Below are 13,794 nucleotides of genomic sequence, written 5' to 3'. Positions count from 1 at the left end.
TACCGAGCGCTCCGGTCGGCGGCCGAGTCGCACAGAGCTTCAGAGAGGCAGTTCACCCGTCCGGCGGATGTGGGCCCAGACATCGGCGGCCGGCACGCCGAGGCGGTGGGCCGCGGACTGCAGTAGTGCGCCGAGGAGCATCGACGAGCAGTACTCCGCCGCCGACGCATCCTGCGCGCGCGTGCGAATGTCGTTCCACCACGTCGGGTTGTGGTCGGCGGCCGCTTCGGCCATCGCGATGGCGGTGTCGAACCCGGCGAGGACCCCAGGTGCGTCCTCGCGCGGCTGCTCGCAGGTTCCGCAGCATCCCGTGCACTCGTCGTCGTCGGGAAGATCGGTGAGCACCTGCAGGTTCAACGGCTCCATGATGGTCATGCCATCCCCTTCGCACGGGCCCGCTCGATGGCGCGTTCGCGGGCGGCTTCGAACTTCTCGACCTTGACGTTCATCTGCTCGAGGAACTCGCCGAGGAGTTCCCGGTAGTGCTCGCCGAGCGGACCGAAGTCGTCGCGCTCGAAGATCCTCCACTTACGCAGCACCGGCATGACGACCTCCGAAAGATGCTGTGGCAGATCGTAGATCCCGCCCTTGGCGATCAGGACGGCGTTGCGCCGGAAGTTGGGCATGGTGGCACCGGGCATCTGGAAGTTCGAGACGATCGCGTAGATGGCGGCCATCGTCTGGTCGGGCACGAGGTCCAGCGCGCCGGCGACGATGTTGCGGTAGAAGAGCATGTGCAGGTTCTCGTCGGCCGCCACCCGCTGCAGCATGCGGTCGGCGATCGGGTCGCCGCAGGCCTTCCCGGTGTTGCGGTGGCTGACGCGGGTGGCGAGCTCCTGGAAGCTCACATAGGCGACGGCGTAGAGCATGTCGAAGCTGTGGTCGCGCTGACCGTCGTCCTCGGGCAGCGGGTTGAAACCGTGGGTCATGTGCTCCATGCGGATGTTCTCGAGCTCCACCGGATCCACCCCCCGGGTCACGACGAGGTAGTCGCGCATCACCACCGAGTGCCGCATCTCCTCGGCCGTCCACCGGCCGACCCAGAATCCCCACGCATCGTCGAGGCTGAAGTTGTCGGCGATCACCCGGTGATACGACGGCAGGTTGTCCTCGGTCAGCAGATTGGTGATCATCGCGGCCTTGGCCGTCTCCGACAGCTGCGACTGTGACGGGTCCCAGTCCTCACCACCGAGGGCCGCGAAGTTGCGTCCGTCGTCCCACGGCACGTAGTCGTGCGGGTGCCAGTCCTTGGTCATCTTCATGTGCCGTTCGACTTCGCTCTCGCAGACCGGGAGCAGTTCCCGGAGGAGGTCGGAGCCGGTCATTCCCGTGTCATTGAGTTCGGGCGAACCGATGAGGATGGTCAACGCACACACTCCTGTGTCAGTTGTTACTGGTGCGATCGTCACTCTGCGCGTGTGACGGCTGATGATCGTGGGGCCAAAGTCCCGAATGCGCCGGGACCGACGTCGCGAATCGCGCAGGCTCCTCGGGTATTTTCGAGATATGTCAGCCGATACGCCCGTGCGCGCCTTCCTCGTCGACGATCACGAGCTGGTCCGCCGCGGGCTACGCGATCTGCTCGGTACGGCCGGTGACATCGAGGTCGTGGGCGAGGCCGCGTCGGTGCGCGAGGCGAAGGTCGGTATCAGCGCCACCACACCCGATGTGGCCGTCCTCGACGTCCGTCTGCCCGACGGGAACGGTGTCGAGCTGTGCCGTGACGTCCGCGCCGCCAATCCGTCCATCCACTGCCTGATGCTGACCAGCTACGCCGACGACGACGCACTGCTCGCCGCGGTCCTGGCCGGCGCCTCCGGGTTCGTGCTCAAACAGATCCTCGGCCACAACCTGGTGGCCGCGGTGCGCACGGTGGGACGCGGCGGTTCGCTGCTCGACGACCGGAGTACGGCCGCCCTGCTGGCCAAGCTCCGCGACGGCAAGGACCGGCCCGACCCGCTCGCCGAACTCACGAGTCAGGAGCGCGAGGTCTTCAACCTCATCGGCGAGGGCATGACCAACCGGCAGATCGCCGAGCGAATGTTCTTGGCGGAGAAGACGATCAAGAATTATGTATCACGCATCCTGGCCAAGCTGGACATGCAGCGGCGCACTCAGGTCGCGGTGATGGCGACGAAGCTGCGCGACGGGAAGACGCCCTAGTGTCCCGTGTTGGAAATTCGTTGACGATTCCGACGCCCAGGCGGCGCCTCGCTGCGTTGGCGTCGTCGCAGGTACAACCAGTAGCTGCGTCCTCCGCCGCCTTGCGATGCATCCACCTGGATCGCCGGACTCGCGCAAACGAATCTCCAACACGGGACACTAGAAATCGCCTTCTGCGGCGGCCGCGATGATTCGCTCAAACCAGAGCTCTTGTGCCCCAAAGACATCCGCTGAACCATAGTAGCGCCGGATGACTGCCTCGATCTCCGCCTCGTCGGTGAAGCCCAGCATGGCACACAGCCGTGCGGCGTCCTTCAGGTCACCGTCGGACAATCTGGTCGACATCGCCTTCATGGCGAGTACGTACTCGGCCGAGGCGATCTCGATCGTCAGTGCAGGACCGATGCGCCGCGACAGCGGATGGTCGTCCGCACGCGGGGGCATGTGCATCTGGAGGACCCCGTCGGACAGCCAGTTCTGGGGCAGGCCATACGTCGCGGCAACCTCACGCGCCGCATCGAGCACCACCTCCCGCGGCTGCATGACCCCGTCGATGTCGCCTGTCGAACGACCCGCGTTGTAAGCCAGCACCATCGCCGCACCGCCGACGATGAAGATGCGGCCCTCACTCCCTTTTCGCCGAAGTGCGGACTCGAGCGCGGTCAGCAGCTTTTCGATGTCATCGGCGGTGAGGACCACGTCGACCATGTCCTCACACCCCTAGCAGATTGCCCGCTGCCAGCACGACATTGCGCTCGCGGATCGGCGCCGGCGTTCGCAGCATCTCCAGCAGGAAGTACTTGCCGGAGTCGAGGGGATCGAAGAGTTCGACGCACCACCGGCCTGGGGCGTCGCACCAGTCCAGCACTCCCGGGGTCGTCCGCCCGGCGCCGGTCAGCACGGCGACACCGGCGAGCAAGGCGTCCCACCCGTCCGATCCGGTGGTCGGGGGCTCGGCATGAAAGGCGTCGATCTCCGCCTGCGCATCCAGGGCTCGGGCTGCCCGGACCACTTCACGTAGTACACGGACCGCCAACGACGGGTCGTCGCCGATCTCGGCTCGCTCGACAAAGAGTTTCGCGAAGAGCGCATACGAGGTCCACCCTCGTCGTGCGAGAGTTGTCGTGTCGCCCGGCGCCGAAACACTCATGTCACCAGCATAAGTGGTTGTGATCACGCCCATCGCGCGATCAACCGGCCGCCAGCGGCACCGACCACGTCAGCGTGGTCCCGCCGGGGTGGCGGGCGCGCCGCGGGGTGGTCACGACGGTGAAGTTCCCGTCGCACTCGTCGGCGCGGCGGGTCAGGTTGTCCAGCCCGCGGTAGGTGACGTCGGTGCCGATACCCACACCGTCGTCGGTGATCTCGACGGTCAGGACGTCGTCGGCGCTCACCGACACCCCGATGTGTTCGGCGTGCGCGTGGCGCAGCGCGTTGCTCAGTCCTTCGCGCAGCACGGCATCGATGTGCGGGCCCAGCGATTCGGGGACCACGGTGTCCACCGGCCCGTCGAAGGACACGCTCGGCGAGATCGGTGCGTGCACCGACAGTTCGGAGACGATGTCGAGGACGCGGCGGCGCAGGGTCGAGGTGTCGTGCTGTCCGGGAATGGTCTGCAGGTCGAAGATCGACGTCCGGATCTGCGCGATCGTGCGGTCGAGATCGGTCGAGATCTGTTCGAGTCGTTCGTTGACCTGATCGGGGTCGGGGGCGGTTCCGGCCGCGGCGTGGGCCAGCAGCGTCTGCACCGACATGCCGACGGCGAACAATCTCTGGATCACGTGGTCGTGCAGGTCGCGGGCGATTCGGTGCCGGTCCTCCAGGACTTCCAAGTCGCGGGCCACCTGCTGCTGCTCGGCGTAGACGACGGCCAGCGAGGCCACCTCGGCCACACCCGCGAGACCCGCCATCTCCTCGGGCTCCCAGTGCGGCCGATCGCGGTGGGTGATCAGTATCCAGCCGAACGCCCCGGCGGCCCGTTGCAGCGGCTGCACGGTGGTCCACAGCGCACCGCGGCGCACCAGCGACGGTGAGATCTCCCCCGCGGGTTGTACCGTCAGCGAGGTCACCGTCGGGCTGTCGAAGGTCTCCGGGTCGGTCGCCGCGCCGGTGTGTCCCCGGATCTGCGCCGTGCCCCCCTCGTCGGTGACGATGAACACATCCACCGCGCCGACGAGTTCGGCCACGTCGTCACAGAGCCGGGACATGGTGTCGGACAAGGCGATACCGGCGAGTGGTTCCGAACCCCGCCGGGCCACCACCTGCATCCAGCGGTGCCGGGTGCGGGCCCGCTCGAAGAGTTGCGAGTTGTCCACCGCGATGCCGGCGGCGACGGCCAGCACGGCGATCAGCGTCTCGTCGAGTTCGGTGAACGCGTCCGCCGATCGCTTCTCGGTCAGGTACAGCCGTCCGAAGATGGACCCGCGGATGATGACCGGAGCGCCCAGGAACGTGGTCATCGGCGGGTGGTTCGGCGGGAAGCCGACGGAGGCGGGATGCTGTGCGAGGTCCGGGATCCGGAGAATATGCGGATCGTCCATCAACACCCCGAGCACGCCGCGCCCGACCGGCAGGTGACCCATCTGCGCCCGCTGCGCGGGGGTGATGCCGGTGTAGACGAAGGCGCGCAGGTCGCCGTCGGGTCCGCGGACACCGAGCGCACCATAGCGCGCATCGACCACCCCGACGGCCACCTCGACGATCCGTTGCAGCGCATCGTCGAGATCGAGTCCCTGCCCGACCACCAGGACGGCCTCGAGTAGGTCGCGCATCAGGCTCGGGTCGTCGGCTCCGTGCCTTGCAACCGCGTCCAGAGCATCACGTAAACCGCTGTCCCGCATGGCGTCACCTCACCGTCTCGGCGTCGCCGCCGGGCGCGACGATCGACGCGGTCTGCGCAGCACGGTGCACGAACCGCCGAATGGCCGCGGGCACCGCGACCGGATGGACGTGAAGGTAGGAGGCGTGCACCGACCCCGTTGCCACGCCGTGCACCGACGGCCGCCCGTCGGCTCCCGACCACCCCCAGGCCGGCGGCAGGCTCGCCGCCCGCGCGGTCACCTGGCTGCGATGGAACTCGTGACCGGTGACCCGATCGCCCGACCGGTACAACACCGAGTCGGTCACCGCGACCGCGTCCCGGTAACCGAGGGTGAGAGTCGGCCCGAAGTGTCCGTCGACGTCGAGGACACCGCTCATCGGATGTCCGTCGAGGCGGGCGGCCAGGTAGAGCAGGCCGGCGCACTCGGCATGTACGGGGCCGCCACGGGTCGTCAGCTCACGCAGATCACGACGCAGGGAATCGTTGGCGGACAGGGCTTCTGCATGTTCCTCCGGGAATCCGCCGCCGATCACCACGCCGGCACATCCGACGGGTAGACGATCTGCGAGCGGATCGAACTCGACGACGTCGGCGCCTGCGGCGCGCAGCATCTCGGTGTGCTCGGCGTAGCCGAAGGTGAACGCGGCGCCCGCGGCAACCGCGATCAGCGGCCGGTTCTCAGGTGGTGGGCCCTGCGCGTTCAGAGCGTCGGATGCCGACCACGCGGGCGCCATCCGCCGAGTGCTGCTCGAGGCGGCCGCAACGATGGCCGGCAGATCGAGCGCGGCCCCCACCCCGGCGGTCATCGCGTCGACGGCGAGGACGGCCTCCGTGGTGCGTTCGGCCGCCGGGATCAATCCGAGGTGCCGGGACGGCACGGCCAACGACGGATCGCGGCGCAGGACGCCGAAGACGGGCACCCCCACCCGCGCGCACGCCTGTCGCAGCACCTGCTCGTGTCGCGGTGATCCGACCCGGTTGAGGACGACCCCGGCGATGCGGACCGACGGCTCGTAGCCCAGGAATCCATGCAGCACCGCGGCCAGCGACTGACTGTGTCCGGCGGCATCGACCACCAGGATCACCGGGGCACCGATCAGCGTCGCCACGTGGGCGGTGGACCCGGTACCCAGCGAGTCGGCATCGGCGTCGTCGGTGATCCGGCCGTCGAACAGGCCCATCACCCCCTCGACGACGGCGATGTCGGCGCCGGCCGATCCGGCCGCGAACAGGGCCGGAATCTGTTCGGCGCCGACGAGATTGGAGTCGAGGTTGCGGCCCACCCGGCCGGCGGCGACGGCATGATATCCGGGGTCGATGTAGTCGGGTCCGACCTTGAACGGCGCGACGCGATGCCCGGCGGCACGCAGTGCGCCGATCAGGCCGGTGGTCACCGTCGTCTTCCCGCTGCCCGAGGAGGGCGCGGCGATGACCACGGCGGGGGCGGCTACCACGGCGCCGGTACCACCGTCGCGGTTACCATTCGATCCCCTTCTGTCCCTTGCGCCCGGCATCCATGGGGTGACGGACCTTGCGCATCTCGGTGACAAGGTCGGCGGCGTCGGTCAGGGCCTGCGGGGCGCGGCGTCCGGTGATGATCACGTGCTGACGGCCGGGCCGGCCGGCCAGGGTGTCGATCACCTCGGCGGTGTCCACCCACCCCCAGTCCAGCGGATAGGTGAACTCGTCGAGGACGTAGAAGTCGTGCTGCTCGGCGGCGAGGCGCCGCGCGATCTCCGACCATCCGGCCCGGGCGGCGGTCGCGTGATCCTCGGCGTGCTCGGTGTTGGAGCGCAACCACGACCAGCCCTGCCCCATCTTGTGCCATTCGACCGGTCCGCCGCGGCCGGTGGTCTCGTGGACCTCGCCGAGGGCCTGCAGCGCCGATTCCTCGCCCACCTTCCACTTGGCGCTCTTCACGAACTGGAAGACCGCCACCCGCAGACCCGCGTTCCAGGCACGCATCGCCATCCCGAAGGCCGCCGTCGACTTGCCCTTGCCCTCACCGGTGTGCACAGCGAGGACCGGCATGTTGCGGCGCTGCCGGGTGGTCAGGCCGTCGTCCGGAACGGTTGTCGGAACGCCTTGCGGCACAGTGTGTCTCCCTTGTGGTGTGACTGATCGCGCCGGTCAGGCGGCGGGTCGGGATCGGTGGGCCAGGGCCGAGAGCGAGAGGTCGTCGATGGCAACGAGATCGGCGGACAGGTGCGCCGCCAGCTGCGCCGCCATTCCCAGACGCACCATCCCCTGCTCGCAATCGACCACGACGCTGTCCACGCCGCGCCGGGCGATGTGGCCCGCCGCGCGCCGCGCCCGGCCGGCGGCGTCCGCCCCGGCGGTCGCGCGACCGTCGGTGAGCACCACCAGCAGCGGACGCCGGTCGGGCTCGCTGCGCCGCGACCGCTCGATGACCTCGGCTGCCGCCAGCAGCCCCTCGGCGAGCGGCGTCCGGCCGCCGGTCCGGACGTCGGCAAGGCACCGGACGGCGATGTCGACCGACTTGGTGGGCGGCACCACAAGGGATGCCCGCGAGCCGCGCGCGACGACGACGGCGACGCGGTCACGTCGGGTGTAGGAGTCACGGAGCAGGTCGACGCACAGTTCGGAGACCGCGGCGAGACGTCGTCGGGCTGTCATCGATCCACTCAGATCGACAACGAAGACAACAAGATTGGACTCCTGACCGATGCGTTGCGCGGCGCGCAGGTCGTCCTCGGTGACGAGCGTGCCGGTCAACGCAGGTGTGGGCCCGGCCGTCTGTGCGCCTCGCACGACGGCGCCGAGCACCGTGGCGAACAGATGGACGGGACGTCCGCGTTCGAAGTCGATCGCGTGGGTGGTCTGCCCACGCCGACTGCGGGCCCGCGACCGTCGTCCCGGCTCGCCGTCACCGACTCCCGCCACTCGCAGGGTCCGCAGGCGCCGACCGGTGGGGGTGGTGGCGGGGCCGAACCTCGGGCCCGGCACGGTCTGCGGCTGCGATGACGAATCATTTTCTCCGGCAGCCGAATCCGGCGGTTCAGGGGTGTCGGTCGCGGTGTTCGGCGACGGCTCGGGACCATCGGCTGCACCATCGAGACCGTCCCCGCCGGGGCCGTCGTCATCGGGGCCGCGGTCGTCCGGGTTGGGATCGTCGGGGTTGGGATCGTCGGGACCGGGGTCGTCCGGGCCGGTGGCCTCGGCACCGGCGTTCATGGCGTCGTCGAGCTGTTCGTCGGTGAGCCCGGACTCGTCGAAGGGGTTGCGCCGCCGACGATGCGGCAACGCGAGTTCCACGGCGGCGCGGACGTCGGACTCGTCGACACTCGTGGCCCCACGCCAGGCGGCGTGCGCGGCCGCGGTCCGTGCGACGACGATGTCGCCGCGGAGTCCGTCGACGACGAGGTGGGCACAGATGCCGGCGATGCGGCGCAGTTCCGAGGTCGGCACCGTCACCGAGGGAAGTGCCGTACGCGCGGCCGCGATCCGGGCCGCCAGTTCGCGTTCGGCGTCGGCGTGGGCCGCGACGAAGGCGTGCGGGTCGGCGTCGAACGCCATCCGCCGCGCAACCACCTCGACCCGTTCGTCGATGTCCTTGCCGGCCGCCACGTCCACCGCCAGACCGAACCGGTCCAGCAGCTGCGGACGCAGTTCACCCTCTTCTGGATTCATGGTTCCGACGAGGACGAAGACCGCAGATTGGGTGTGCGACACACCTTCTCGCTCGATCGTCACTCGCCCGCTGGCCGCGGCGTCGAGCAGGACGTCGACGAGATGGTCGGCCAGCAGATTGACCTCGTCGATGTAGAGGACCCCACCGTCGGCCCGGGCGAGCAGACCGGGGGTGAACTCGGCCCGGCCGTCACGCAGCACCGAGGTCAGATCCAATGAGCCGATCACCCGGTCCTCGGTGGCGCCGATGGGCAACTCGACGACCCGGCCGCGTCCGTCGTCGTGCTCGTCATTGCCTGCGGCCAGCAGGGGTCCGAGCCCACGGACGATGGTCGACTTCGCGGTGCCCTTCTCACCGCGGATAAGCACGCCGCCGATCCCCGGTGAGATGGCCGACAGGATGAGCGCCAGCTTGAGCCGGTCCTGTCCGACGACCGCGCTGAACGGGAAACGCGCTTCGCCGGTCACCGGATCACCGGGGCGGTCATCGCTTCTCGCCGTCACGACCGGGGGTTCCGAACCATGGACACATGCGGGATTCCGTCCTCCAGATACTCCTCGCCCTCGGCGACGAAGCCGAACCGGGCGTACATCGATGTCAGGTAGGTCTGCGCCTCGATCCGGCAGGGTCGCCGCCCCACCTCGGCCAATGCGGTCTCGATCAGGCGGGCACTCTGCCCCTGGCCGCGGTGGGCGCGATCGGTGCACACGCGGCCGATCCGATACGTGGGATCACCGTCGGGCGCCGGTCCGTCCTCGAGGAGCCGCAGCGTGGCCAGCACGGCACCGTCGTCGTCGGCGATCCACAGCTGACGCGTCGTCGGTTCCAGATCGCGGCCGTCGAGTTCGGGGTACGGACACGATTGCTCGACGACAAAAACGTCCACTCGCAGCCGCAGTATGCGGTAGAAGGTCGCCAGATCGAGGTCGGCCGTCCAGCCGCGGTGCACCTGCCCTACGGGATGACTCATGATGTCGTCACTATCACACCCGCCGGTGATTGCCCATCTCGCGACGGATCAGCCCGCCGACGCCGGTGCCAGCGTCTCCGACGTTGCCGGCGCGACGTTGTCCTCGGTGAGCTGCAGACTCGCGTTGGTCCAGTCCCAGACCTGCCGGTAGAGATCACGGTTGCCCGACAGTTTCTGCCCGAACGACGGGATCATGGTCGACAACTTCGACGACCAGCCCCCGTACTGCGCGGGGAAACACTTCTCGAGCACCGACAGCATCGCGGGCACCGCAGTCGACGCACCCGGCGATGCGCCGAGCAGTCCGGCGATGGTGCCGTCGGCGGCCGCGACGACCGCCGTGCCGAACTCGAGAGTGCCGCCGACACCGGTCTTGCGGATCACCTGGACGCGCTGACCGGCGGTGATGATCTCCCAGTCGGCGCCGTCGGCGCGCGGCACGAACTCCGAGAGCGTGTTCACGCGATCGGCGCGCGTCGCCGCGAGTTCGCTGATCAGGTATTTGAGGAGACCGAATTCCTTGGGCGCGATCGACACCATCGGCAGCAGGTTGCCGGGCTTGATCGAGGCGGGCAGGTCGGTGACCTTGCCGCTCTTGAGGAACTTCGGCGACCACCCGGCGTACGGGCCGAACAGCAGACCCGGCTTGTGGTTGATGACGCGGGTGTCGAGGTGCGGAACCGACATCGGCGGTGCCCCGACCGCGGCCTGCCCGTACACCTTGGCGTGGTGTTCGTCGATGAGGTCGGGGTTGGTGCAGCGGAAGAACTCGCCGGACACCGGGAAGCCGCCGAAGCCCTTGGCCTCCTTGATGCCCGAACGCTGCAGCAGGTTGAGTGCGCCACCACCGGCGCCGACGAACACGAACTTGGCGTGCACCTTGAGTTTCTCGCCGGTCCGACGGTTCTTGACCTTCACGATCCAACTGCCGTCGGACTGTTTGGACAGGTTGGTCACCGAGTGGCCGTAGAAGATGTCCCCGCCCTGGCCGACGAAGTTCAGCAGCTGCTGGGTGAGCGCGCCGAAGTCGACGTCGGTGCCCTGGGTGAACCAGTTGAGCGCGACCGGATCGGAGAAATCACGCCCAGCCGACATCAGCGGCAGGCGGTTGGTGAATTCGGTCGGGTCGTCGATGAACTCAATGCCCTCGAAGAGGGTTTCCCGCGACAGCTTGTCGTAGCGTTTGCGCAGGTACTCCACACCGGCGTCACCGTGGGTGAACGCGACATGCGGGATCGGATTGATGAACTCGCTCGGGCTGCCGAGGATGCCCTGGTCGACGGCGTGAGCCCAGAACTGGCGCGACACCTGGAACTGCTCGTTGATGGAGATCGCCTTGTCGATGTTCACGTCACCGTCGGCGGTCTGCGGGGTGTAGTTGAGTTCACACAGCGCCGAGTGACCGGTGCCTGCGTTGTTCCACGGATCGCTGGACTCAGCGGCGGCGGCGTCGAGACGCTCGAACAGCGAGATCGTCCAATCCGGCTGGAGTTGCTTGATCAGGGCACCGAGGGTGGCGCTCATGATGCCCGCACCCACGAGGGCCACATCCGTTTTGATCGTCGCTTTCGACACCTGGACTCCACTTCGCTGAGGTCGTTCGTCGCGTGAGGACTTTCGTCTCAACGTTCATTGTTCCCCATCGATGCCGCGGGAACGGAATCGACCGTGACAACTGTGGGCTGGACGACACCGGTCCCGGCGCGCGCGGGTGTTTAAGGTGGAGCCCGTGACCTCCGCACTGGGTACGAATTCCGCGCCTCCCGACTGGCGTCCGGACCGCCTGCTCGACCGCTATGAGACCCGCACCATCGCGCTGGCCGACGACCCCGACCACGAGGATCCGATCACCGCGAGCCTGGTCCGCAAGGCCGGCCCGGAACCCGCCCGCAACGGCGCGGTGCTCTACGTACACGGGTTCACCGACTACTTCTTCCACGAACCGCTCGCCGAGCACTTCCACGCACACGGCTACGCCTTCTACGCGCTGGACCTGCGCAAATCCGGCCGTTCGCTGGCCGGGCACCACACGCCACACTTCACCACCGATCTGCGCGCCTACGACGAGGAACTCGGCGCCGCCCTCGACATGGTGGTCGCCGAGACCGGTGGCCCGGTGCTGGTGGTCGCGCACTCGACCGGCGGGCTCATCGCCCCGCTGTGGCTCGATCGCCTGCGGGCAACCGATCCGCATCGACACGCACATGTCTGCGGACTCGTGCTCAACAGCCCGTGGTTCGATCTGCAGGGCCATCCGGTTCTGCGCACACCCATCGTGTCGGCAATCATTCGCGCCGCCGCGCTGTGCCCGCGGCGGGTGATCCCCCGCCGGCTCTCCGACGGTTACGGCCGCAGCATCCACGAGAGCGGCAACGGTGAATGGAGCTACGAACTCTCACTCAAGCCGCTCGGCGGCTTTCCGGTCACCTTCGGTTTCCTCGGCGCGGTACGGCGCGGGCATGCCCGGCTGCATCGCGGGATCGACGTCGGGGTGCCGTCGCTGGTGTTGCGGTCGGACAAGACCTACTTCGATCCCATCCGGCGCGGCACGGTGGACAACGCCGACGTGGTGGTCGACGTCCGGCACATCGCACGCTGGTGCGGCTGCCTGGGCAACCGAATCAGTTGCGTCCCGATTCCCGACGCCCGCCACGACGTGTTCCTGTCCGTCGAGGCCGCCCGTGAGCAGGCCTACCGCGAGGTGACCGCCTGGCTGCGCGCCACGTCGCCGATGACCACCGATCGAGACGGCGCCGAGCGTGCCACCACGGATGAAGGGGCCCTGGCATGAGCGAGACACAGATCGTCGACCTGGCCATCATCGGCTCCGGCAGCGGGAACTCCATCCCCGACGACCGGTTCGCCGGCACCTCGATCGCCATTTTCGAGGAAGGTGTCTACGGCGGGACCTGCCTGAATGTCGGCTGCATTCCGACCAAGATGTTTGTCTATGCCGCCGAGGTCGCCGAGATCGCCCGGCACAGTGCCCGTCTCGGGGTGCATGCCCACGTCGATTCGGTGGACTGGCCCGCCATCGTCGACCGCGTCTTCGGCCGGATCGACCCGCTGTCCGCGGGCGGCAAGGAGTACCGCGAGGACCGGTGCGACAACATCACCGTCTACTCGGCGCACGTCGAGTTCGACGGCCGCGACGAGCAGGGGCGGTACCGCCTGGTGACGGCCGACGACGTGGTCCTCGCCCGCGAGGTGGTGCTGGCGGCCGGTTCGCGGGCCACGGTGCCGTCGGCGATCGCCGACTCGGATGTCACCTATCACACCAACAACGACGTGATGCGTCTGTCGGCACTGCCCGAGCACCTCGTGATCGTCGGAAGCGGTTACATCGCAGCCGAATTCGCGCACGTCTTCGGGGCGCTGGGGAGTCGGGTGTCCATCGTCGCGCGGGGCGGCCGGTTGCTCCGCAAACTCGACGACGACGTCTCCGTGCGGTTCACCGAACTGGCCGGCGACCGCTGGGACCTGCATCTGAACGCGCAGGTGTCCGGTGCGGCCGACCGGCCCGGCGGTGGGGTATGCCTCGCCCTCGACGACGGCACCGAACTCGAGGCCGATGCGCTGCTGGTCGCGACCGGGCGCGAACCCAACGGCGACCGTCTCAATCTCGACTCGGTGGGCATCGAACTCGACGCCGAGGGTCGCGTGGTGTGCGACGCGCACGGCCGCACCGCGGCCCGTGGCGTGTGGACGCTGGGTGACGTGAGCTCGCCGTATCAACTCAAACACGTCGCCAATCACGAAGAGCGGGTGGTTCAGGAGAACCTGCTGAAGGGTTGGGACGCAACAGATCTGGTGAGCTTCGATCACCGGTATGTACCGGCGGCGGTGTTCACCCACCCCCAGATCGCCTACGTCGGGATGACCGAGGCGCAGGCCCGAGACACCGGACGCGACATCACCGTGAAGGTGCAGGCATACGGCGACGTGGCCTACGGGTGGGCGATGGAGGACACCTCCGGATTCTGCAAGATCATCGCCGAGCGCGGCACCGGAGAGCTGCTGGGGTGTCATATCATCGGGCCGCAGGCACCGACGGTCATCCAGCCGGTCATCCAGGCGATGCACTTCGGGCTGCGGGCCACCGACATGGCGCGCGGGCAGTACTGGATTCACCCGGCGATGCCCGAGGTTCTCGAGAACGCCCTGCTGGGTCTGGAGATCTGATCGCGA

At 68.4% G+C, this 13,794-nt stretch carries 13 protein-coding genes; 3 read left to right on the top strand and 10 right to left on the bottom strand.

The window, feature by feature from the left end:
- Nucleotides 1-39: 39 nt before the first annotated feature.
- Nucleotides 40-375 (bottom strand): hypothetical protein, encoded by a 336-nt coding sequence (locus GBRO_RS10620; protein ID WP_012833948.1) that lies wholly within the window; start codon nucleotides 373-375, stop codon nucleotides 40-42.
- The gene (locus GBRO_RS10615) at nucleotides 372-1,367 is read right to left on the bottom strand and encodes an acyl-ACP desaturase (protein ID WP_012833947.1); all 996 of its coding nucleotides are present in this window, start codon (nucleotides 1,365-1,367) and stop codon (nucleotides 372-374) included. Before GBRO_RS10615 ends, GBRO_RS10620 begins: the two co-directional genes overlap by 4 nt.
- A gap of 139 nt (nucleotides 1,368-1,506) precedes the next feature.
- On the opposite strand from GBRO_RS10615, the gene GBRO_RS10610 reads away from it, so the two are divergent.
- Nucleotides 1,507-2,163 (top strand): response regulator, encoded by a 657-nt coding sequence (locus GBRO_RS10610; protein WP_012833946.1) that lies wholly within the window; start codon nucleotides 1,507-1,509, stop codon nucleotides 2,161-2,163.
- A 159-nt stretch (nucleotides 2,164-2,322) separates the two neighbouring features.
- Here GBRO_RS10610 and GBRO_RS10605 read toward each other — a convergent pair whose 3' ends face one another.
- Genes GBRO_RS10605 through mqo form a run of 8 tightly spaced genes read right to left on the bottom strand, consistent with a single transcriptional unit; the run spans nucleotide 2,323 to nucleotide 11,181 of the window.
- Nucleotides 2,323-2,871 (bottom strand): DUF6036 family nucleotidyltransferase, encoded by a 549-nt coding sequence (locus GBRO_RS10605; RefSeq protein ID WP_041919849.1) that lies wholly within the window; start codon nucleotides 2,869-2,871, stop codon nucleotides 2,323-2,325.
- A gap of 4 nt (nucleotides 2,872-2,875) precedes the next feature.
- Complete coding sequence (locus GBRO_RS10600; RefSeq protein ID WP_115311812.1) at nucleotides 2,876-3,313, bottom strand: hypothetical protein; 438 nt, start codon at nucleotides 3,311-3,313, stop codon at nucleotides 2,876-2,878.
- Nucleotides 3,314-3,353: 40 nt separating this feature from the next.
- On the bottom strand, nucleotides 3,354-5,003 hold the full coding sequence (locus GBRO_RS10595; protein WP_012833943.1) for a GAF domain-containing sensor histidine kinase: 1,650 nt from the start codon (nucleotides 5,001-5,003) through the stop codon (nucleotides 3,354-3,356).
- Nucleotides 5,004-5,007: 4 nt separating this feature from the next.
- Nucleotides 5,008-6,438, bottom strand: coding sequence for a cobyrinate a,c-diamide synthase (locus GBRO_RS10590; protein ID WP_012833942.1), 1,431 nt, complete (start codon nucleotides 6,436-6,438; stop codon nucleotides 5,008-5,010).
- 22 nt (nucleotides 6,439-6,460) lie between these two features.
- Nucleotides 6,461-7,078, bottom strand: a complete 618-nt coding sequence (gene cobO, locus GBRO_RS10585; protein ID WP_012833941.1) for a cob(I)yrinic acid a,c-diamide adenosyltransferase — start codon at nucleotides 7,076-7,078, stop codon at nucleotides 6,461-6,463.
- Between the two features lie 36 nt (nucleotides 7,079-7,114).
- Nucleotides 7,115-9,139, bottom strand: a complete 2,025-nt coding sequence (locus GBRO_RS10580; protein ID WP_012833940.1) for a VWA domain-containing protein — start codon at nucleotides 9,137-9,139, stop codon at nucleotides 7,115-7,117.
- Entirely contained in the window at nucleotides 9,136-9,606 is a 471-nt protein-coding gene (locus tag GBRO_RS10575; protein ID WP_012833939.1) for a GNAT family N-acetyltransferase, read from the bottom strand. Before GBRO_RS10575 ends, GBRO_RS10580 begins: the two co-directional genes overlap by 4 nt.
- A gap of 48 nt (nucleotides 9,607-9,654) precedes the next feature.
- On the bottom strand, nucleotides 9,655-11,181 hold the full coding sequence (mqo, locus tag GBRO_RS10570; protein WP_012833938.1) for a malate dehydrogenase (quinone): 1,527 nt from the start codon (nucleotides 11,179-11,181) through the stop codon (nucleotides 9,655-9,657).
- Nucleotides 11,182-11,335: 154 nt separating this feature from the next.
- On the opposite strand from mqo, the gene GBRO_RS10565 reads away from it, so the two are divergent.
- Both GBRO_RS10565 and GBRO_RS10560 read left to right on the top strand, forming a co-directional pair.
- Complete coding sequence (locus GBRO_RS10565; protein ID WP_012833937.1) at nucleotides 11,336-12,397, top strand: alpha/beta hydrolase; 1,062 nt, start codon at nucleotides 11,336-11,338, stop codon at nucleotides 12,395-12,397.
- Nucleotides 12,394-13,788, top strand: coding sequence for a mycothione reductase (locus GBRO_RS10560; protein WP_012833936.1), 1,395 nt, complete (start codon nucleotides 12,394-12,396; stop codon nucleotides 13,786-13,788). The genes GBRO_RS10565 and GBRO_RS10560 overlap by 4 nt, the downstream gene beginning before the upstream one ends.
- Nucleotides 13,789-13,794 lie beyond the last annotated feature (6 nt).

This window comes from Gordonia bronchialis DSM 43247 (genome assembly GCF_000024785.1).
Lineage (GTDB): Bacteria > Actinomycetota > Actinomycetes > Mycobacteriales > Mycobacteriaceae > Gordonia > Gordonia bronchialis.
The sequence above is the reverse complement of the archived record's forward strand: the minus strand, read 5'-3'. Positions and strand labels throughout refer to the sequence as shown.